Origin of the sequence: Catenuloplanes sp. NPDC051500 (genome assembly GCF_044454585.1) — a bacterium.
Taxonomy (GTDB): Bacteria; Actinomycetota; Actinomycetes; order Mycobacteriales; family Micromonosporaceae; genus Catenuloplanes.
Map to the genome: position 1 here is coordinate 215,521 of NZ_JBITDX010000013.1, position 19,996 is coordinate 235,516.

Genomic DNA, 19,996 nt, shown 5'->3' on the forward strand with positions numbered 1-19,996 from the left:
CCTCTCAGTGCCGGGTGTTCGCGCCGGACGGGTCCGCGAAGTTCGCGGCCCGCTCGTTCTCGTCCTCGACGGCCTCGAAGGTGCGCGCGGCCAGCAGCAGCTTGTCCTGATCCAGCGTCGGCAGCTCGTAGATGATCCGCAGGATCTCGGCCGTACGCGCGGTGGTCGGCAACTGCTGCACCGCCTCGTCCACATCGGACACCCGGCTGTACGGCAGCACGTTCCCGTTCTCCTCGCAGACGTCCACGAACGTGTCGTGGTTGTTCGTCGTGAAGTGCACGTAGGCGCCGAACGAGTCCCGCCGCAACCGGTCGGTGTCCGCCGAGATCCGGCCGGCCATCAGCGAGCCCCCGTCCCGGGAGCTCCGCCGCCGGACGCCCGCAGCGCCTCCGAGACCAGCGCCTCGAGGTCCAGGCCGGCGTCGGTGCCGTCGCCCATCAGCAGGTCGGCGGTAGGCAGCCCGGACGGCAGCAGCCCCTCGAACGCGGACATCGTGCGCCGCATCGCCTCCTCACGCGCCGCCTCGATCGTCTCGACGAGCAGCGCGCCCAACTCGGCCGAGGCCATCGTGCGGTGCGCGCCGGTCGGGAACTTGATCTCGGTGACCACGCCCCGGCTGCTCATGGTGACCGCGACGGCCCGGTTGCGGGACTGGACGGTGCTGCTCGCGCCGGCCAGGCTCCCCTGCACCTCGGACAGGGCAGCCCGCTTCTTCTCCAACTCCGCGTACGCCTGCTCGACCTGGTTGTGCAACGGACTCGACATGGTGTGCTCTCCTCTGCGTCTCAGCCGCGGGCGCGGGTGCGCGCCGGGCCCTGCGGGAACGCCGGGCCGCGGGACTGCCCCGGACGGCCGGGCTGGGTGGTCTCCGGTTCGGGCAGGTCGACGCGGCCGATCACCGCGGGCCCGACGTCCGGGTCGGTGCCCCAGACCTCGTCGTCCTCCTCGAGCCAGGTCTTGCGTTCGCGTTCCTTCTCCTGGTTCTGCTGCCCGCCCATCCCGCCCATGCCGCCCATGGGTGGCGGATAGCCGGTCCCCCCGGAGGCGCCTGCCGCGCCCGCCGCTCCGGCACCGCCGACGGCCGCGCCGGAGCCGATGCCGGTCAGCCCACCGGTGCCGCCGGACGATCCCGCGCCACCGCTGAGGCCTGTGGTCCCGCTGCCGTCGCCGCCGGCGAGCCCGGACGCACCACCGCCGGTCGCCGCGGCCAGCCCGGCAGGCGTGCCGCTCAGCGATCCGATGCCGGTGCCGCCGAGGCCGGATGAGCCACCGCCGACGCCGCTGATGTCCACGCCGGTCGGGAACTGTGAGGTGGCCGTACCGCCGCCCTTGCCGTCGTCGTCCGGGCCGATGCCGGTCACACCGCCGGGCCGGCCGCTGCCGCTCGAGGACGACCCGGACCCGATCGAGCCGAGGCCGGTTCCACCGCCGATGCCGCCGAGACCGCCGAGACCGCTTCCGCCGCCGCCCAGACCGGACGAGCCGCCGCTGGTGCCACCGCCGCCCCCGCCGCCCCCGCCGAGATTGAGGCCGCTTCCGCCACCGCCGATGCCGCCGATACTTGTACCGCCGCCACCGATCCCCCCGCTGCCGCCACCGCCGAGGTCGAGGCCGCTTCCGCCGCCACCCGAACCGGCGGCACCCTGGCCGAACTCGACGTTTCCGCTGCCACCACCGCCGAGGTTCAGATCGCTGCCGCCACCGCCGGTGCCGCCACCGCTGCCCCCGCCGCCGAGGTTGAGATCGCTGCCACCACCGCCGGTGCCGCCGTCGTTCCCACCGCCGCCGAGGTTCAGGTCGCTGCCACCGCCACCGCCGCCACCACCATCGCCGCCGCCGACGTTCGGGATGTTGGGGTCGTTCGGGTTGTTCGGGTTATTCGGATTGTTCGGTCCGGGCGGTGGCATCTGCCGGTCGACCGGATCGTTGAAGTCGGTGACGTAGTCGGTCGTGTCCCGAAAGCTCAGTGCAAGGTCGCGGGTCGCGGTTCGCATGGCCGCGTCAAGGATCGTGGTCAGCTGGCCCAGCCAGGCGTTCTTCGCCGCGTTGCTTGCCGCCTCCCAGCCCCCCGCGGTGGTCAGGTCGAACGTGCCCTGCAGGTTCGTGACCGTCACCGCGTTCGCCGTGCGGTTCTTGGCGGCAGCGCGGGCCGCCTCGTCCACGTTCCGGATCAGCCGGTACGGGTGGTACGGGCTCTCCGAATACCCGCTCTGCTCCTTGAACTTGCTCCACGCGGTGTTGATCGTCGAGATCCAGGTGCGCATGTCCGCGGCCTTGCCCCGCACCCGGTCGTCCCACTCGGTACGGCCCGGAAGCGCGACGTCGTCGTAGAGCTGCTGCATCCGGCGGTGCACGTTCTGCAACGCGATCATGAAAGCCTGTGACGCCGAGCCGCCGAATCCAGAGGACTCGTCGTCGATCCGGTCGATCAGGCCCTTGAGCGTTGTGGTCGTGCTCTTCAGCCAGGCGTTCACGTTCTCGAACAGCACTGCCGCGTCCTCGGCGCTCTTCGGGTAGAAGACCGCGTTGTTGTCCCCGGAGACGTCCTGGGTCGACTTGTCCCCGGCGGTCAGGTACACCCAGAACGAGTCGGAGATCGTGCCGCCGTCCCTTGGCGCGGTCCACATCGAGCGTGCCTTGTAGACCATGTACTCGACGTAGTGATGGCCCGGGTCACCCGGGTACATGCCGGAGATGTTCGTGTACGAGCCGGTCGGCATCCAGAAGACGATCTCGCCGTCCCCGACGTGGACACTCGGCTCCCTGGACTCCGAATGAACGGTGTTGGACGATATCCACTCCAGCCATTTCACGTTGGGCCCGGCCACCGCGTTGCGGTCGGCGAGCTTCTCGTTGGAGTCCTTGCCCGCGTTGAGCAGGTTCACCAGACCCTGTTCCCAGGTCCAGCTCTGAAAGTTGTCTGTCGGTGACGGCACCGCGTGTCTCCTAGGCGGGGGTGGCCGGCGGCGGCGTCGTCGATGCCGGCGGACCGCCGAGGGAGATGTAGCCCAGGAGCTCCGCGGAGGTGACCGAGTTCAGCGACTCGACCTCGTCGGCGTCCAGGAGGAACCGGGTCAGCCCCGCGTAGAGGCCGTCCATCAGATTCCCGGAGGCTTTCAGCCGGTCGTGGATGCCCTTGCCGGACGTCTTGATCGCCGCGCGCAGGTCCTTCCCCGGGTCGAACGTGTCCGCGCCGGGCCACACCTCGGGGTCTTCCAGCCGCTGGTAGACGGCGTTGCCCGTGCCGGTGTTGAGCGGGACGATCGAGCCGGACAGCGTGTCCAGCGCGGTCATCACCTCGTGGATGAACGCCTCATCGATAACGATCTTGGGCATGACAGCCTCCCTCCAGGCATGGGCCGGTGGGCGTTCGCCCACCGGCCCCGGTCGTCGCTAGATGTGGCCGCCGAAAAGCGCGGCACCCTGCCTGTCGCCGAGCTCGTAGGTGTCCCGGATCGCGTCGAGGTTTGACGCGCCCTTCTCAAGTGCCGCGTTCATCTGCGCGATGCCCGCCGTGAACTTCGCGTGTGCGGCGTTGTAGGCGCCGAGCGCCTCGCCCTGGTTCATCTCCGCGTACGTCTTCGCTGCCGCGTCCAAATCCTGGATCGCGTTGATGATGCTGTTCGTGACGCCCCGGAACTCGGTGGAGCTGTCGGTCAGACCGTTCGGGTTGAGCGCATAGTCGGCCATCGCCGCGCTCTCCTCTCTGAGCTGCTGTTACGGGTGGGCGGGTGGTGGGCGGATCAGGTCCAGGAGGCGGGCGTCTCGGCCGACCACTGGGCCTGTGCGGAGTTGTCGCTCTCCACCATTTCGTTGACGCGCTGCTTCTGGCCCATCGCGTCGCCGAGATCCTTGATGGCCTGCTGCACGGTCCGCAGCCCGTTCTTCCACTCCTCGACGGACTGGACGAAGATGGAGGCCGCACCGCCGCTCCAGTTGGAGCCGAGCGCGGCCGTGGTGGCGTCCACGGAGGCGCGGCCCGCGTCGCAGGCGGCGTCCGTGTTCGTCATCTGGTCGATGAGGGCCTTGGTGGTCGCGTCGTCGGACGACTTGCCGAACTGACTCATGATCACTCCATTCGTGCGTTGTCGGGCGATGCCCGGGTCGAGGCCGGGCGTGGTCAGGCGTTGCCCCGGGCCGTCGCCGGGTCCAGGGCGGGCCCGGTCGGCAGCAGGCCGAGCAGGGCCGGGTCGAGCACGGACGGGTTCTGCGGGTCGTACCCGAGCGTCTTGACGGCTTCCGCGTTCGCGATCGGATACTTCACCCCCGCGTCCGTGACCAGGTAGTACGTGCCGGACGGCTCCGCGCCGGCCCGGCCGCCACGGGCCAGGCCGCCGAGGCCCGGGCCGATCGCGACCGCGTCCGCGGTGTGGTCGTTGCGGGTGGTGCCGAGGCCGGGCCGCACGACGTCGCCCGCGCCGAGCGGCGGCTGCACCTCGACGGCGGGTGCGGCCCCGGGCACGGCGACCACGCACCAGTTCGGCCCGGTGACGGCGGGCGGGGGTGCGGACGGCAGGCCGTCCGGGAGCACCGCGGCGTCGGTGAGCGCCGTCGGGGTGAGCGCGGCCGGGCTGAGCGGCAGGGCGGTGACCGGCGCGCCGGTGTACGCGGCGGCGGTGGCCGGGTCGCCGAGCAGCAGCGCGTACCCGGTGGCGGTGAGACGGGCCAGTCCTTCGCGGCGCAGCAGGTAGTAGCGGTCCTCGGCCCCGGCGGCGCTCACCGCGAAGAGCTGACCGATCCGGGTGACACGGCCGTCGACGCGGGGCCCTGGCTCGCCCCGGCCGGGGACGTCGATCGGCCCGAGGTCCGGGCCGGCCGGGAGCAGGTCCAGCCAGGCGGCGGAGACCGCGACAGGTTCGGCCTCGTAGCCGAGCACCGCCGGGGTCCAGGTCTCCGTCATCCGGAACCGCCGCCCGGCCCAGACCAGGTGCCGGACCGTGTCGCCGGCGACCCGGGCCACGATCGCCTGCCCGTCGCCGAGCGCGACACCGGCCTCGCCTGCGGGACCGTGGCCGACCGCGAGCGTGGTGGCGGTCAGCGCGGCGCCGGCCAGGTCGCGGGCGCCGGTCGCGCAGACGCTCCACCTGGTGCCGTCGAATCCGCCGGCCGGGAGCGTGTCCGGCGCGCCGACGATGCCGAGCGGCTGCCCGTGCGGGACGCCGCGCAACGACTTCGCGGAGACCTGGACGACTGACGGTGCCGCGCCGAGCAGCAGCAGCGCGGACGAGTAGTTGAGGATCGGCCGGAGCCGCCCGTCGACGAGCAGATACCGGCTGCCGGTCTCCTTCTCGACCACGAGCGTTCCGGGGGTACGCCAGCGGGTGCTCCCGCCCGGCACCAGGAATCCGTAGAGGGTGAACCCACCGACCACGAGCGCCGCGACAAGCACGCCGGTGAGCAGGCCGGTCATCGTGCGGCGGTGCGGCGTCTCGAGCGCGTCCGGCTCGGCGGCGACGAGCGCGGAGGCGAGACGCCCGGTCAGGTAGGACTGGGCCTGTGCCTGGTCACGACGGCTCTGCACCGGTCAGCCCCCGATCGCCCGGAAGAAGCCGTAGACGCCGAGCAGCGCCAGCAGCACCGGGAAGAGCGCGACCGTGGCGAGCGTCTGCACGATGTCACCGGCCCGGCCCCACCAGGGCATCAGCCGCCGCTCGGGAAGCGCCCGGGACGCGGCGAGCAGCGCGGGCACGGCCGGGGCCAGCAGCCCGGCGGCCGCGAGGCGGATCAACGGTGAGACGTCCGCGAGCGCATGCACGGCCGCGCCGGCCAGCCCGGCGGCGGCGGGGACGGCGAGCCCGGCCCGGTGGAAGGCGCTCGTCATCGGCCGGGCGGAGAGCAGCCAGACCGTCGCGAGCAGGCACAGCAGCGTGCCGGCCGGCCAGCCGTCCGCAGTGGACAGCAGCAGCGCGGCGACGGTGAGCGCGGCCCCCAGGCCGGCGTAGAGCCCGGTCATGAACCGGTCGGTGATCGTGGCGCGGTTGAGCAGCGGCGCGGCCGGGATCGGCTCGATCTCCTCCTGCAGATGCTCGGGTTTCGTCGGGATCGGCGTGAGGCGCATCCCGGCCAGCCGGAACGCGAGCATCGGCACCATCGGCAGCAGCATCGTGGCCGCGATCGCGACGACACCTGCCGCGGCGACGCCGTCCAGCCCGCCGAACGCGGACGCGGACCCGCCGACCAGCGCCAGCAGCAGCACGACGGCGAGGCCGGTGAACAGCGGGGTGGCGGTGCGGAGCAGACCGGCCGTGACAAGCGCGACCGAGAGCCCGGCGGCGGACCCGGCGAAGACCTGCGCGCCGGTGAGCGCGCCGGGGGTGAGCGCGGCGCCGTCGACGGCGAGCAGCGCGAGGCCGCCGGTGACCGCGTTCGCCACGCCGGCGATCGCGACGAGCACGCCGAAGACCGCCTCGTGTGCCGCCCGGACGATCGCGAACGCACCGGTGAGCGCGCCGGCCGCGAGCACGAACGCGAGAAGCGCGCGGGCCGCGGCCGGGCCGGGGAGCCCGGCCGCGACCGGCCCGAGGGCGAGCAGCAGCGCGGTGAGCGCCCAGATCGTCCACCGGCTCATCTCCGGGCGCCAGCGGCCGGCGCGGTCCCGCACGCCGGCGGCCATCCCGTCGATGAGGTCGTCGAAGTCCACCTCGGGCAGCTGGGCGGCGCGTGGGCGCAGGTGGACGACGTCACCGTCGTGCAGGCCGTGCGCGGTGACTGTCAGCTCCTCGTCAAGCGGCGGCGCGCCGAGCCGTTGCAGGATCCAGCCGCCGTGGTCGAGGCCCTTGTCGGCGAGCCCATCGCCGAGGTGGTGCAGCAAGGCCGGTAGGAGGTCGGCGACGAGCACGTGGGCGGGGACGGCGACCTCGATCTGACGATCCGGTCCACACACCACCAATCGGCACATCTCGCCCGTCGCGGCAGCAGTCATACGCCCCACAACGGTGAGGGCGCGGGGTAGTTCGATCCGAATCCGAAAAAACTTTCCGGCGTACCCCCGGGAAATTGATCTCGACCCGGAAGGCACTTCCGGCCGTTGTAGGCGGCGACCAAGCCATCGGGAGGCGATGTTGTCCACCGTGTTGTTCAGGCGGCCCGCGCGGCGTGCCGGGCCGGAGATGCCCACCGGCGAGCTCGGGCTCCAGGAGCCGCCGGAGCTGCCGGAGATCCAGGCCAACGGCGCGCGGCATGCGCTGATGTTCCTGCCGATGGCGCTGATGTCCGGCGTGATGATGCTGATGTTCCTCGGGCCGACGCGGGGTGCGACGACCTGGGTGATGGCCGGCATGATGGCGGTCGCGATGGGCGGCATGATGGTCGGCCAGGCCATGTTCGCAGGCGGCGACCGCAAGAAGCGGCTGGGCGGCGACCGGCGCGACTACCTGCGATATCTGTCGCAGAACCGCAAACGCGTCAGGCGGTACGCGGTGCGCCAGCGCGACTCCAGCCTCTGGCGGCACCCCGACCCGCGGTCGTTGTGGACTGTCGCGATGACCACCCGGCGCTGGGAGCGGCGGCCCACCCATCCGGACTTCCTTGAGGTGCGCACCGGCACCGGCGACCAGCGGCTGGCGGTGCGGATCGCGCCGATGCAGACCCGGCCGATCGAGGACCTGGAGCCGGTCTCCGCGGTGGCGCTGCGCCGGTTCATCAAGGCCTACAGCGTGCTGCCGGACCAGCCGGTCGCGCTGTTCCTGCCCGGTTTCGCCGAGATCCGGATGCTCGGCGCCGACCTGACGGCGAAACGCGCGCTTGTCACCGCGATCGTGGCCCAGCTGGTCACGCTCCACGCGCCGGAGGAGGTGCAGCTCGCGCTCTGCGTCGCGGACGAGCACCGGCCCTCCTGGGAGTGGGCGAAGTGGCTGCCGCACGCGCAGCACGCCGCCGACCAGGACGCGGCCGGCCCGGCCCGGCTCGCCGCGGACGGCGCCGACGCGCTGGAACGGCTGCTCGGCGAGGCGTTCGCGGCCCGGCCCCGGTACGAGCAGGGTGCGACCGCGAGCCGTGACGAGCCCTACGTCGTGGTGGTCCGCGACGGCGGGCGGATCCCGGCCGGCAGCCGGCTCATCGGCGACGGCTACCGCAACGTGCTGCTGATCGACCTGGACGCGGCCGCGCCCGCCGCCCGTCCCGGCGTGCTCAACCTGGAGATCGGCGACGCGCTCACCATGGTCCGGCTGGACCGGACCGGCCAGGAGACGCGCACCCACCTGGCCGTCCCGGACGTGCTGACACCGGGCCGGGCGCAGGCGCTGGCCCGGCTGCTGTCCCCCTACCGGCTGGGTCTGGCCACCGAGATCGCCCAGGAGCCGATGAAGGCCGACTTCAACCTCGGCGGACTGCTCAACATCCCCGACCTGGAACACCTGGATCTCGGCGCGCACTGGGCGCCCCGGCCCGCCGCGGAGCGCCTGCGGGTGCCGATCGGGGTGGACGCGAACGGCGCGCCGATCGACCTGGACATCAAGGAGTCCGCGCTCGGCGGCATGGGACCGCACGGCCTGCTGATCGGCGCGACCGGCTCCGGCAAGAGTGAGCTGCTGCGCACGCTCGTCCTCGCGCTGGCGATCACCCACTCGTCCGAGACGCTCAACTTCGTGCTCGTCGACTTCAAGGGCGGCGCCACGTTCCTCGGCCTGGACCGGCTGCCGCACACCTCCGCGGTGATCACCAACCTCGCGGACGAGGCCCAGCTGGTGAACCGCATGCGGGACGCGCTGCACGGCGAGCTGGTCCGGCGGCAGGAGCTGCTGCGCACCGCGGGCGGATACAGCTCGGTCCTCGACTACGAGCGGGCGCGGGCCGAGGGCGCGCACCTGGACCCGCTGCCGACGCTGTTCGTGGTGGTCGACGAGTTCTCCGAGCTGCTCGCCGCGCACCGGGACTTCATCGAGCTGTTCGTCATGATCGGGCGGCTCGGCCGGTCACTCGCGGTGCACCTGCTGCTGGCCAGCCAGCGGGTCGACGACGGCCGGATCGGGCAGCTGGAGTCGCACCTGTCGTACCGGATCGGGCTGCGCACGTTCTCCGCGATGGAGTCCCGGTCGGTGATCGGCGTGCCTGATGCGTACGAGCTGCCGCCGTCGCCCGGCAACGGCTACCTGCGGATGGACGTGTCGACGCTGGTCCGGTTCAAGGCCGCCTACGTGTCTGGCGAGTACCGGGCACGGGCCTCCCGGGTGGAGCAGGAGCTCGTCCGCCGCCAGGTCGTGCCGTACGTGCTTGAGCACGTGGCGGTCCGGTCCGCCGACCCGGTGCCCGTCCCCGACGTGGCCGAGAAGGAGCCCGCCGCGCGGCGCAGCGTGATGACCGTGATCACCGACCAGCTCGACGGCGCCGGCCCGCCCGCCCACCAGGTGTGGCTGCCGCCGCTGGCCGCGTCGCCCACGCTCGACGCGCTGCTCGGCGCGCTCGCCCCGGACCCCGACTTCGGCCTGACCGCGCCGGACTGGCCGGGCGCCGGGCGGCTGACCGTGCCGCTCGGGTTCATCGACAAGCCGTTCGAGCAGCTCCGCGACCTGCTCACGGTCGACCTGACCGGCGCCGGCGGTCACATCGGCGTGGCAGGTGGCGCGCGCAGCGGCAAGTCCACACTGGTCCGCACGATCATCAGCGCGCTGGCACTCACCCACAGCCCGGCCGAGGTGCAGTTCTACTGCCTGGACTTCGGCGGCGGCACGCTGACCACGATCGCCGGCCTGCCGCACGTCGGCAGCATCGCCGGGCGCCTGGACACCGACCGGATCAGCCGGACGATCGCGGAGATCACCGGCCTGATCACGGCACGCGAACGGCGGTTCGCGGAGCAGGGCGTCGACAGCATGGAGACCTACCGGCAGATGCGCGCGGACGGGCGGGCCGACGATCCGTACGGTGACGTGTTCCTTGTCGTCGACGGCTGGTTCACGCTGCGCCAGGAGTTCGAGGCGCTGGAGCCCGCGCTGCGGCAGATCGTCGCGCGTGGCCTGACGTTCGGCGTGCACCTGCTGGTCAGCGCGGCCCGCTGGTCGGAGATCCACCACGGCATGCGCGACCAGATCGGCACCAAGCTGGAGCTGCGGCTCGGCGACGCGGTCGACTCCGCGATCGACCTGCGGCTCGCCGCGACCGTGCCGAAGAAGCCCGGTCACGGGCTCACCCCGGAGAAGCTGCACTTCCTGGCCGCGTTGCCGCGCATCGACGGGCACGGCGACCCGGACACGATCGCGGACGGCGCGCGCGGGCTGTCCGCCATGGTGGGCGAGTTCTGGCCTGGCGAGTCCGCGCCGCCGGTCCGTACGCTGCCCGCGGTGCTGCCCGCCGCGGAGCTGCCGGGCGCCGAGGGCGACCTGCGGGTGCCGCTCGGCCTGGACGAGGCGCAGATGCTTCCGTACTGGCACGACTTCGACGAGCTGCCGCACCTGACCGCGCTCGGCGACGCGCAGGCCGGCAAGACCAACCTGTTGCGGCACATCGCCCGGTCGGTCGTCGGCCGGTTCGGCCCGTCCGAGGCACGGATTATGTTCGTCGACTACCGGCGGCAGCTGTTCGACGCGGTCCCGCCCGAGTACCGGCTTGGCTACTCCGTCTCGGCCGACTCCACGAAGGAGACGGTGGCGGACGCGGTCGCCGGGCTACGCGGCCGGGTGCCGGGCAAGGAGGTCTCGCCGGAGCAGCTGCGCCGCCGCGACTGGTGGACCGGGCCGCGCCTGTTCGTGCTCGTCGACGACTTCGAGCTGCTGGCCGGCAACGAGAACCCGCTGCTGCCGCTGCTGCCGTACCTGCCGCACGGCGCGGACATCGGCTTCCACGTGGTCGTCGCGCGCGGCACGGCCGGCCTGATGCGCATGTCGATGGACCCGCTGCTGCGCCGCCTTCAGGAGACGAACAGCCCGGACGTGGCGATGTCCTGCCCGCCGTCCGAGGGGCCGTTGCTCGGCGGCATCAAGGCCCGGAACCTGCCGCCGGGCCGGGCCATGATCCTGACCCGGCGCGGGCACCGGATCGTGCAGACACCGTTCACCGCGGAGCCGTCCCGTGTCGGCTGAGCGGAGCCGCTTCGGGTCTCCTCAGCGCCGGAGCCGTGGCCTGTCACCTGAAGCGCCGCAGCACCCCGATCGCGAGGCCGGCCAGGGCGAGCAGTGCCAGCACGCCGAGCACCATGCTGCCGCCGCCGCCCGTCTCGAGCGTGCCGGGCATGCGCGGATCCGCGTTCACCGCCGCGGCCAGGTTGATCATCCCGTAGCCGTAGCGCGGGTCGCGGGGGGCGCCGCTTGCCGACAGGCCGCCGCCGCTCTCCGCGGTGGCCTGAATACGCGCGGCCGACTCCGGCGCGGACAGCTGCGGCTCGCTGGACCGCAGCAGCGCGACCGCGCCGGCCACGAACGGGACCGCGTAACCGGTGCCGCTGCCCTCCACCTCGCCGTCGCCGCCCCGGCCGAGCGCCCGCACGGAGACGCCAGGCGCGACCACGTCGACGGTGTCCGTCGCGTACCGCTCGGCGAGCCGTTCGTCCGGGCCGACCGCGCCGACGCTCAGCACGCCGTCCGGCGTCCGCTTCGGCGTGCGGCTGCCCTCGGCCGGTGCGGGCAGCACCACGACCACGTCCGCGGCGACCGCGGCGGTAAGCGCGTCCGCGATCCGCGGATCGGTCACGTCGACGGCCGCGCCGATCATCGCCACCGCGACGCCCGCTTCCACTGCCACCTCAAGGCCGGCGACCACCGAGGCGGGGTCCGCGGCCGCGCCGGTCAGCCCGACACGGATCGGCAGGACCGTCGCCTCCGGCGCGATCCCGACGAACTTGCTGGCGTCCCGGGACGCGGCCGCCACGATGCCGGCGACCGCGGTGCCGTGTCCGGTGCAGTCCGTGTCGCCGCGCGCGCCGGGCAGCCGGCTGCCACCAGTGGTGTCCGCCCCGGCCAGGACCCGGCCGGCAAGCGCCGGTACGGTGCCGTCCACACCGGAGTCGAGCACGGCGACGAACGCGTCCGCGCCCTTGCCGCGCTGCCAGGCCGCCTCCGGTGTCAGGCGCAGCTGGGCCCAGGGGATGCCGTCGCCGGGCTGCCGGGCCGGGGTGCCGCAGCCGGCCGGTGGGGGTGCGGCCTCCGGTACGGCGGACTGCGGGGTCTGCGCCGGCGCCGGCCGGACGCCGGGGTCCGGGAGCGCGCCGTAGGTGACCCGGTCGCCGTACGCGTCCCAGGGCAGCAGCAACAGCCAGCCCTCGTGCAGCGCGGCAGGATCGGCGAGCACGCCACCGTCGGCCTGCGCCCGCCCCTCGTTCAGCGCCGCGAGGTCCCGGTAACGCCGCTCGTCCTTGAGCACCTCGATCGCGATCTCCCACAGGTACTCCACCCGGCCGTCGCGCGCGGCGACCACCGTGTACTTCACGAACCCGCCGGACGGGACCGCGCGGGCGGGAACGGGAGCGAGTCCGGCGAGGATGAACGCGGCGAGCAGGACCGCGACGGGGCGATGGGCGCGTCCCGTCTGCGGAAACGAGCGGAACACGGTGACCTCCGCGTCATGGGTGATTGCTGGCGAGGATATCGCGCTCACTGACGGCCGTTTCCATTGAACTGCCCGCCGGGTGCCACCGTTGTCGGAACGGAAGGCGCCCGCGACCGGGCGTCCGAGGCGAGAGGGGACCCGGTGCGGGCCTGGTGGAGGACGCTCGGCGTCATGACCGTGATGTGCGCCATGGTCCTTCCGGTGGGACCTGCCGCCGCCGCGGCCGAGAGCCGGTACGTGAAATACATCGAGGTGACCGCGCCCGTGACGCTCGCGGACCTCGCCGGCCGGCTGTTGTCCGACCCGGAGCGCGCGGACGACCTGCTGCACCTCAACGCGGGCCGGGCCCAGGTGGACGGCGGTCTGATCACCGGCGGGGCGCAGCCGCTGACCGCCGGCTGGGTGGTCGTGCTGCCCTGGGACGCGTACGGCGACGGCGTCAGGTACGGCCTGCTGCCCGGCACGCCCGGCGCGCCCGCGCCGGGCACTGTCACGCCCGGCCCGCGCGACGAAAACTGCACGGCGGCCGTCTCAAGCGGCGGCGGCGACCCGGGCTGGGCCGACCGCCGGCTCGCCGCCGACGAGGCGTGGGACCGCAGCAAGGGCGGCGGGGTGCTGGTCGCGGTGGTCGACTCCGGTGTGGATGGTGAGGTGGCACAGCTGTCCGGGCGGGTCGCGCTCGGCGCGGACGTCACCGACGGCACCGCACGGGGCGACACCGACTGCCTCGGCTCCGGCACCGGCATGGCCTCGGTCATCGCCGCCCGCGCGGACGGGGCCAGCACGGTCGCGGGCATCGCGCCCGAGGCGATGATCCTGCCGGTCCGGGTGGTCGGCAAGGAGCCGAAAGCCGACCAGGAGCACGTCGCCGCAGGCGTGCAGGTGGCCGTGTCCGCCGGCGCCGGCGTGATCGCACTCGGCTCCTACGTGGACACCGCCGATCCGCGCGTCTCGGCCGCGGTCGACGACGCCATCGCGCGCGGCGTGGTGGTGGTCGCGCCCGCTGCCGCGCTGCACGGCGCGACCGAGGCGCCCACTCCCCCGCGGACGCGCCCGGGCCTGCTCCGCGTCGGCGGTGTCGGGCCGGACGAGCAGCCCGCAGCCGACTACGTGCCCGGTGGCGTCGACGTGATCGCCCCTGGCATCGACGTGCCCACGCTCGGCATCGACAGCAGCGGCCCGCGGGCCGGAAGCGGCACGCAGTACGCGGTCGCCTACGTGGCAGGCACCGCCGCGCTTGTCCGGTCCGCGCTGCCGAACCTGACCGCGGCGCAGGTCACGCACCGGATCGGCAGTACGGCCAGCCCGGGCGCGCAGGCGGCGCCGACGGAGGCGCACGGCTACGGCATGATCAACCCGCGGGCGGCGGTCAAGGTCACGCTCGCGGAGGAGAACACGCCGGTCACCAGCTCGCCGTCGAGCGATGAGCTGGCGCCGTTCCGCAACGCGGTGATCGGCGTGATGATCACGATCGTGCTGGCCGCGACCGGGCTGCTGACCTGGCGGCTCCGCCAGACGCCGGCCGGCCTCGACGACTCCGGGAACGACGCGGGCTTCGAGGACGACGGCACGGACGCGCGCGGTGCGGCGCACGATCCGGACGCCCTCACCACGGCGCACGACCCGGACCCGCTCACCGCGGCGCACGATCCGGACGCTCTCGCCGCAGCACACGATCCGGGCGCCCTCACCACGGCGCACGACCCGGACGCTCTCGCCGCAGCGCACGATCCGGACGCGACCTTCGCCTCGGTCACGCCCGGGGTGTACCCGGATCCCGGTGCCACGTTCGCCCTCACCGTACCCCCGGAGCACCTGGCCTTTGATCTTGATCTTGATCCGTCGGTGGAGCCCGGCGAGCCGGTCGAGGTGGGCTCCGTCCCGGCCCCGGACTCGGCACCGGAGGATCGCGCCGCGCCGGAGGCCCCCGGCGCGGCCGCCCGTCCCGGCGCCGGGGGCTGAACCCGGTGCCCGTCCGCCGCAGCGCCCCGGTCGTCGCCGTCCTGCTCACCGTGCTGCTCACCCCGGTCCCGGCCCGGGCCGACGACGCCCCGCCCGCGCTGCCCACCGCCACGGACACCTGCACCGGCCCGTCCCCGGTCACCTCCACCGCCACACCGTGGGCGTCCGGCACGCTCGCAGCGCCATCCATCTGGCCGCTGACCAGGGGCGACGGCATCACGGTCGCGGTGCTCGACACAGGTGTCAGCGCCGCCGCGCCCGCGCTGGCCGGCGCGGTCCGGCCCGGGACCGACGTGGTCACCGGCGGCAGCGCCGACACCGACTGCCGCGGCCGGGGTACCGCGCTGGCCGGCATCGTCGCGGCCCGGCCGCAGAGCGGCGCCGGCGTGATCGGCACCGCCCCGGACGCGACGATCCTGCCGGTCCGGATCACCGACTCGAAGGACAAGCTGACCCCGGCCACGCTCACCGCCGGCGTCAAGGCCGCGACAAGCGCGAACGTGGACGTCATCCTGCTCGCCGCCGGCGTGGCCGTGCCCGATCAGGCGCTTCACGACGCGGTCGAGGCGGCCGCGGACCGGGACATCCTGATCGTCGCCGCCGTCAACGGCACTGCGCCGACCGCGGCCGCCCCCGACCCGCCGATCTGGTACCCGGCCGCGTTCGGCACCGTGCTCGCGGTCAACGCGTTCGGCCTGGACGGCGCGCCCGGCGCGGTTCCCGACGAGGCCGGGACGGACCTGACCGGTCCCGGCGCGGGTGCCTGGAGCATCGCCCCACGCGGAACCGGCCATTACACGGTCGCCGGGGCAGGTGTCGCCGCCGCCTACGTGGCCGGCGCCGCCGCGCTGGTCCGGGCGTATCACCCCGGCCTGTCCCAGGCCGAGGTCCGTGACCGGCTCATCGCCACCGCGCAGCAGCCCGCAGCCCAGCTCGACGCGTATGCGGCCGTGGCCGGCGTGGTGCCCGCCGCACCCCCGCCCCGACCCGGCGCCGGCGCCCCGCCCGAGATCCCCCGTTCGCCGGTGACCAGGTCCGACGCGATCCCGGCAGCGCTCGTCGGCCTCGGCGCGCTTGCGGTCACCGGCGCCGCTTTCGCCGTCGTGCTGACCCGCCGCCGCCTGCGCGACGCCTGAGACGAGTCCGGCCTGCCCACCGCCGCCGGCCGGGCACGCCGGGCCTGTGCGAGACCGGTCAACACCCGGACCGCCGCGTTCTACAGTCAGGCGCGGCCTGCACCGGTGCGGCCGGCCCGGACCGCCGTTCATCAGGTGTTCGAGAAACCTCAGCAAAGACCATGATCAATACTAGGATTCGAGCCATGCCTACGGGGATCGATTTTCGCCTGCTCGGACCCTTCGAGGTGCTCGCCGGCCGAGAAATCGTTCGTCTCGCCGGGAAACGTCAGCGGCTGGTGCTTGCCGCCCTCCTGCTGCGCAGCAATCACACGGTGGCCGCCCACGCGCTTGCCGCAGCGGTCTGGGGCGACTCACCGCCCGCGACCGCGCAACGCCAGCTGCACATGGCCGTCTCCGTGCTGCGCCGCACGCTGGGCCGCACGCCCTCCTGGGGCGAGCTGCGCACCGAGCACGGCGGCTACCGTCTGTGCGTCGCGGACGAGCGGATCGACGTGGCCCGGTTCCGCGCCGCCGTGGACACGGGCCGCCAGCTGGCCGCCGAAGGCCGTACCGCCGAGGCCGCGCGGGTGTTCCGGGACGGGCTGGCGCTCTGGCGCGGCCCGCTCCTCAGCGACCTGGACGGCCCGGTGCGCGACCACGCGGACTGGCTTGAGGAGATGCGCCTGACCACGGCGCAGGACTGCCTGGAGTACGAGGTCGCGGCCGGCGCGCCCGCGGCCGTCGTGGAGGCGCCGGCCCCGCTGCACGACCTGCTCCGCACCTACTCGGTGGGGCGTGGCCGGGCCGCGCCGGCGGACCCTGTCGACCACTATCTGCACTCCGCGTACGCCATGGCGCGCATCTTCACGCCCCGCCTCGCGCGGGTCGTGCTGCCGGAGCCACTGCCCGGCACGATCGTGTCCCGGGGATCCGGCTACTCCGCCGCCTACCGGTGGTTCGAGGTGGAGTACCCGAACCTGATCGCCGCGCTCGACGCCGCCCGCGCCGCCGGGCCGGCCTCCCGCCGCTGGCAGCTCACCTGCGCGATCGGCGGCTTCCTGGACCGCCACGGCCAATGGGCCGACGCGATCTGCCTGCACCAGAGCGAACTCGCGGTCGCCGAGGCGTCCGGCGACACACGCGGCCGGCAGCACCTGCATCACGGCCTGGGTCTGCTGCACAAGCGCTACCAGGACTACCCGGACGCGGAGCGGCACTTCGACGCCGCGCTGGACCTGTGCCGCCTCCACGAGGACGAGGGCGGAGCCGCGGACGTCCTGACCGATCTGGCCATCCTGCGCGTCAACCAGGGCCGGGACCGCGCCGCGACCGAGCTGGCGGAGGCGTCGCTCGCCTACTACCGGGAGCACGGCGAGCCGGGCAACCAGGTGATCGCGCTCAACGTGCTGGCCTGGTGCACCGCCCAGCTCGGCGACCACATCGGCGGCATGACGTACTGGCAGGAGGCGCTCCGGGCGCTTCCCGCTCCGCCGCACTGAGTGCCCGGCAACCACTGCCGAGTCGGCAGACCTGCCCCGCCTGACGGAGGTGGCCAGACAATCATCAAGATCAAGATCTTGCTTTCCCGCTTCCCGCGTGGTCCGGCAGCGTTGCTCCCGCGGGCAAACCTCGCTGCGCGCCAAGACTCCGCTGGCGCTCCGCTTGCCGCTTCGCATCGGAGCCGGTCCCGCCGTGGCCGGAGAAAACCCCACACCACGCGCGGTGGATGCCGTGGCCGGACCGGCCGGCCACGGCATCGATCAGCTGGCCGGGATGATCGGGGCCGCGGAGGCCGGCTCCGGCTTCCACTGAGTCTCGCGCCAGGAGTCGCCGCCCTCCGGGTTCGGGAACGGCACCGCGCCGTGGCCGGCCGAGCCGGAGTCGGGCGCGTTCGTCGCCGCGGTCTGGGCCAGATTGAGCAGGCTCTTCGCGGCCTCGTTGCTGGCGTTCCACGAGATCAGCATGACGTTGGCGAGCGCGGTGAGGATGTCGGTGAGCGCCTTCAGCGGCTTGTCCAGGTCCGGGCTGAACGCGTCCGCCTCGGCGAGCAGATCCTGCACATGCTTGATGATGATGCCGATCCGCTCGTACCCGGCGCGGGCGTAGGCGAGCATCAGGTTGTCCACCAGGTCGCCTGCCTTCTTGCCCTCGTCGGAGAGCCACTGCGCCTGCTTGTCGAGCTGGTCCAGATAGTTGATCACGCCGACCGCGGCCGTGTAGTACGCCCCCGATCCGGTCGGGCTGGACCAGGACTGCCGCAGGTTGGTGACCTCCTGCCGGTACTCCTCGCGCATCTCGCGGTAGTTCTGCGCGGCCACGCTGATCAGGTCGGCACGTTCCTTGATCACCCGGGGCCAGGCGCCCTTCGCCTCGTCGATGAAGTCGCGCGACGGGTACTTGGCGAGCCCGGGACCGTACTCGTCGACCATGTTCTCCGCCTGGGTGAGCACCTCGTAGTGCTCGTTCATGAACTTCCACAGCTCCTGGAACCCGGGCGTGTCGCCGTAGTACTCCCGGTCACGCTCGCGCTGGGTGACCGTGCCCGGGTTCTTGAACTCCGGTGTGTTCAGCCCGCCGGACCTGCCGACCCGGTCGAGCCGCTGCCCCTCCGGCGTGTTCAGGTCGTAGGCGGGCGTGACCGCCGGGCCGGAGTAGTAGGTGGGCGGCACCACGTCGCCGCCGGGTCGTGCCACGTTCGGCGGGGCCTGCTGCAACGCGTTCAGGTACGGCCGGAGAGCGGCGCTTGACGCGTCCATCTTGCCGGCGAAGTCGGTGGCGATCGCGATGTCGCAGCCGTGGTAGTCGACGGCGACCTGATGCAGGCCGGAAGCGATCCGGGCGATCCCGTCGCGGGCGGCGGCCGCCTCCGTCACCCGGAAGCCGCGGCCGGTGCGCCAGTCGGCCTGCCACCGCCCGACCCACGGCATCGTGCCCCAGACGTAGTTCGGTATCTCGCCGACCTGGATGATGTACTGCCGGATCGCGGAGCAGATCGCCGCGTCCTCGTAACGGTTCTCGGCGTGCTGGACCAACTGCTCCAGCTCGACGCTGAGTCCCGGATATTCCCCCATGAGGCTCTTCCCATCACGTCGTGGTCGGTCAGCCGACGAGCTCCGTCAGCAGGCGTCGGCTCGTGCGGTCGTACTCGTCCAGCGCGGCCTGGAACGCCGCCGTGATCTCCTCGGTGAGCTGCTTCTCGGTCAGCCGCTGCAGGCTGTCCGGCCGGAGCCGGACCGTCACCTCGCCGCGGGCGTCCCGGTCGACCGTGACGAAGCGCCGCGGCGACTCCGCGTGGATCGGGGCCCGGTCCAGCTCGTATCGGTGCCGCTGGGCCGCGGTCATCAGCGCCAGCGGCCGCTCGGTGTCGTCTGTGGACATGTTCCTCGGCCTCCTAGAGCGTGGCGGCGATCGCCGCGTAGGTCTCCTCGGCTGCCCGGTCGCTCGCGGCGTGCGCCGCCCCGGCCGCGACCGGTTTCGCCTTGTCCAGCTGGAACGCGGTCGCCTGCACGTGCACGGCCGTGCCCCGGTCCGCGCCGGCCACCGCGACCGTGCGCTGCGGCGGGTCGTCGAAGTCGCGGGCGCACCGGCTGCCGTTCGGCGCGCCGGCCCAGGCCTGCGCGTCGAAGCACTCGGTGCCCTTGGCGAGCTGCGCGGGCTTACTCGTCAGCCAGGTGGCGAGCGGCTGCGACTCGTACGGGTCGACGCGGGGCCTGATGATGTTGATCTGGATGCCGATGCGGAGTCCCGGCTCGGTGGCGGACGGTCCCACAAGCGCACAGCCGACCAGGTAGGCGTCGTCTCCGGCCGGGGGCGGCGGCACGGTGCCGTCCACGCCCATACCCTGTGAGACCGAGGCGGGAACGAGCGCGGCGAGGGCCGGGCAGTCCGAGAGCGGCGGGGCGACCTGGAGCGTGGTCGTCCCGGCGGGTTCCGGTGCGACGACGTCCGGCGAGGACGGGACGCCGGTGATCGCCGGGTCAGGTCCGCCACCGTCGCATCCGCCGGCCGCGCACACCGCCAGGAGCACGAGGGCCGCCACGGTACGTCTCACGGCGTGTCCGGCGTCTGGTCGAGCACCCGCGACTGGGCCTGCGTGTGTGCCTGCCGGAACGCGGTGACCGCGACCCGGGCGACCGCGTTCAGCTGCTTCTGCAGGCTCTGCGCGGTGTGCAGCCGCCGCACCTGCGGATCGAGTTCCACACTCACCTTCCCGTTTCCCGTCATGATCACGGTGACGGTGCGGTCAGGCGATTTCGTGGTCACTCTCATCCGGTCGTACACGTCCTTGAGTCGCTCGGCCATACGCCCTCCCCGAATCGTTCGCGTTCTGCGGCAGTGTAGTGAGGTGATCTCAGCAAGATTCGGGTAGGTGTTTGTATTCGAAGTGGGTCAGGTGGAGTGCGGCGGCGACGATGTCGCCGATTCTGCGTGGGCTG

Annotated in this window: 17 protein-coding genes; 4 read left to right on the forward strand and 13 right to left on the reverse strand. The window is 73.2% G+C overall.

What is annotated here, in order from left to right:
• Positions 1-4: 4 nt before the first annotated feature.
• The 8 genes from ACIA8K_RS25760 to eccD are packed head-to-tail and all read right to left on the reverse strand — an operon-like array spanning position 5 to position 6,886.
• Positions 5-340 (reverse strand): hypothetical protein, encoded by a 336-nt coding sequence (locus ACIA8K_RS25760; protein ID WP_396063501.1) that lies wholly within the window; start codon positions 338-340, stop codon positions 5-7.
• A complete protein-coding gene (locus ACIA8K_RS25765) occupies positions 340-765 on the reverse strand; it encodes a YbaB/EbfC family nucleoid-associated protein (RefSeq protein ID WP_396063503.1) in 426 nt (141 codons plus the stop codon). The genes ACIA8K_RS25760 and ACIA8K_RS25765 overlap by 1 nt, the downstream gene beginning before the upstream one ends.
• 20 nt (positions 766-785) lie before the next feature.
• Positions 786-2,936 carry a hypothetical protein gene (locus ACIA8K_RS25770; protein WP_396063505.1) on the reverse strand — a complete coding sequence of 717 codons (2,151 nt, stop codon included), beginning with the start codon at positions 2,934-2,936 and terminating at the stop codon, positions 786-788.
• A 10-nt stretch (positions 2,937-2,946) separates the two neighbouring features.
• Positions 2,947-3,336, reverse strand: coding sequence for a hypothetical protein (locus ACIA8K_RS25775; protein ID WP_396063507.1), 390 nt, complete (start codon positions 3,334-3,336; stop codon positions 2,947-2,949).
• Between the two features lie 57 nt (positions 3,337-3,393).
• Complete coding sequence (locus ACIA8K_RS25780; RefSeq protein WP_396063509.1) at positions 3,394-3,690, reverse strand: WXG100 family type VII secretion target; 297 nt, start codon at positions 3,688-3,690, stop codon at positions 3,394-3,396.
• Positions 3,691-3,743: 53 nt separating this feature from the next.
• Positions 3,744-4,067 carry a WXG100 family type VII secretion target gene (locus ACIA8K_RS25785; RefSeq protein WP_396063511.1) on the reverse strand — a complete coding sequence of 108 codons (324 nt, stop codon included), beginning with the start codon at positions 4,065-4,067 and terminating at the stop codon, positions 3,744-3,746.
• A 53-nt stretch (positions 4,068-4,120) separates the two neighbouring features.
• On the reverse strand, positions 4,121-5,521 hold the full coding sequence (gene eccB / locus ACIA8K_RS25790) for a type VII secretion protein EccB (RefSeq protein ID WP_396063513.1): 1,401 nt from the start codon (positions 5,519-5,521) through the stop codon (positions 4,121-4,123).
• A gap of 3 nt (positions 5,522-5,524) precedes the next feature.
• Positions 5,525-6,886, reverse strand: a complete 1,362-nt coding sequence (gene eccD / locus ACIA8K_RS25795) for a type VII secretion integral membrane protein EccD (protein WP_396063515.1) — start codon at positions 6,884-6,886, stop codon at positions 5,525-5,527.
• 172 nt (positions 6,887-7,058) lie between these two features.
• On the opposite strand from eccD, the gene eccCa reads away from it, so the two are divergent.
• The gene (eccCa, locus tag ACIA8K_RS25800; protein ID WP_396063517.1) at positions 7,059-11,018 is read left to right on the forward strand and encodes a type VII secretion protein EccCa; all 3,960 of its coding nucleotides are present in this window, start codon (positions 7,059-7,061) and stop codon (positions 11,016-11,018) included.
• A gap of 43 nt (positions 11,019-11,061) precedes the next feature.
• Here the strand turns inward: eccCa and ACIA8K_RS25805 are convergent, their stop codons facing one another.
• Positions 11,062-12,480, reverse strand: coding sequence for a S8 family serine peptidase (locus tag ACIA8K_RS25805; RefSeq protein WP_396063519.1), 1,419 nt, complete (start codon positions 12,478-12,480; stop codon positions 11,062-11,064).
• Positions 12,481-12,651: 171 nt separating this feature from the next.
• Here ACIA8K_RS25805 and ACIA8K_RS25810 point away from each other — a divergent pair, with 171 nt between their 5' ends.
• The 3 genes from ACIA8K_RS25810 to ACIA8K_RS25820 all read left to right on the forward strand — a co-directional run bounded on the left by ACIA8K_RS25810 (position 12,652) and on the right by ACIA8K_RS25820 (position 17,059).
• Positions 12,652-14,442: a S8 family serine peptidase gene (locus ACIA8K_RS25810; RefSeq protein WP_396063521.1), complete on the forward strand. Its 1,791-nt coding sequence runs from the start codon at positions 12,652-12,654 to the stop codon at positions 14,440-14,442.
• A gap of 5 nt (positions 14,443-14,447) precedes the next feature.
• Positions 14,448-15,578 (forward strand): S8 family serine peptidase, encoded by a 1,131-nt coding sequence (locus ACIA8K_RS25815; RefSeq protein ID WP_396063523.1) that lies wholly within the window; start codon positions 14,448-14,450, stop codon positions 15,576-15,578.
• A 185-nt stretch (positions 15,579-15,763) separates the two neighbouring features.
• Positions 15,764-17,059 carry a BTAD domain-containing putative transcriptional regulator gene (locus ACIA8K_RS25820; protein WP_396063525.1) on the forward strand — a complete coding sequence of 432 codons (1,296 nt, stop codon included), beginning with the start codon at positions 15,764-15,766 and terminating at the stop codon, positions 17,057-17,059.
• A gap of 261 nt (positions 17,060-17,320) precedes the next feature.
• Here the strand turns inward: ACIA8K_RS25820 and ACIA8K_RS25825 are convergent, their stop codons facing one another.
• From ACIA8K_RS25825 to ACIA8K_RS25840, 4 genes are read right to left on the reverse strand one after another with little or no spacing between them, the layout of a single operon-like run.
• Positions 17,321-18,631 carry a hypothetical protein gene (locus ACIA8K_RS25825; protein ID WP_396063527.1) on the reverse strand — a complete coding sequence of 437 codons (1,311 nt, stop codon included), beginning with the start codon at positions 18,629-18,631 and terminating at the stop codon, positions 17,321-17,323.
• A 28-nt stretch (positions 18,632-18,659) separates the two neighbouring features.
• Positions 18,660-18,938, reverse strand: a complete 279-nt coding sequence (locus ACIA8K_RS25830; RefSeq protein WP_396063528.1) for a hypothetical protein — start codon at positions 18,936-18,938, stop codon at positions 18,660-18,662.
• A 13-nt stretch (positions 18,939-18,951) separates the two neighbouring features.
• Positions 18,952-19,611: a hypothetical protein gene (locus ACIA8K_RS25835; protein WP_396063529.1), complete on the reverse strand. Its 660-nt coding sequence runs from the start codon at positions 19,609-19,611 to the stop codon at positions 18,952-18,954.
• The gene (locus ACIA8K_RS25840) at positions 19,608-19,862 is read right to left on the reverse strand and encodes a YbaB/EbfC family nucleoid-associated protein (RefSeq protein WP_396063531.1); all 255 of its coding nucleotides are present in this window, start codon (positions 19,860-19,862) and stop codon (positions 19,608-19,610) included. Before ACIA8K_RS25840 ends, ACIA8K_RS25835 begins: the two co-directional genes overlap by 4 nt.
• Between the last annotated feature and the right edge of the window lie 134 nt (positions 19,863-19,996).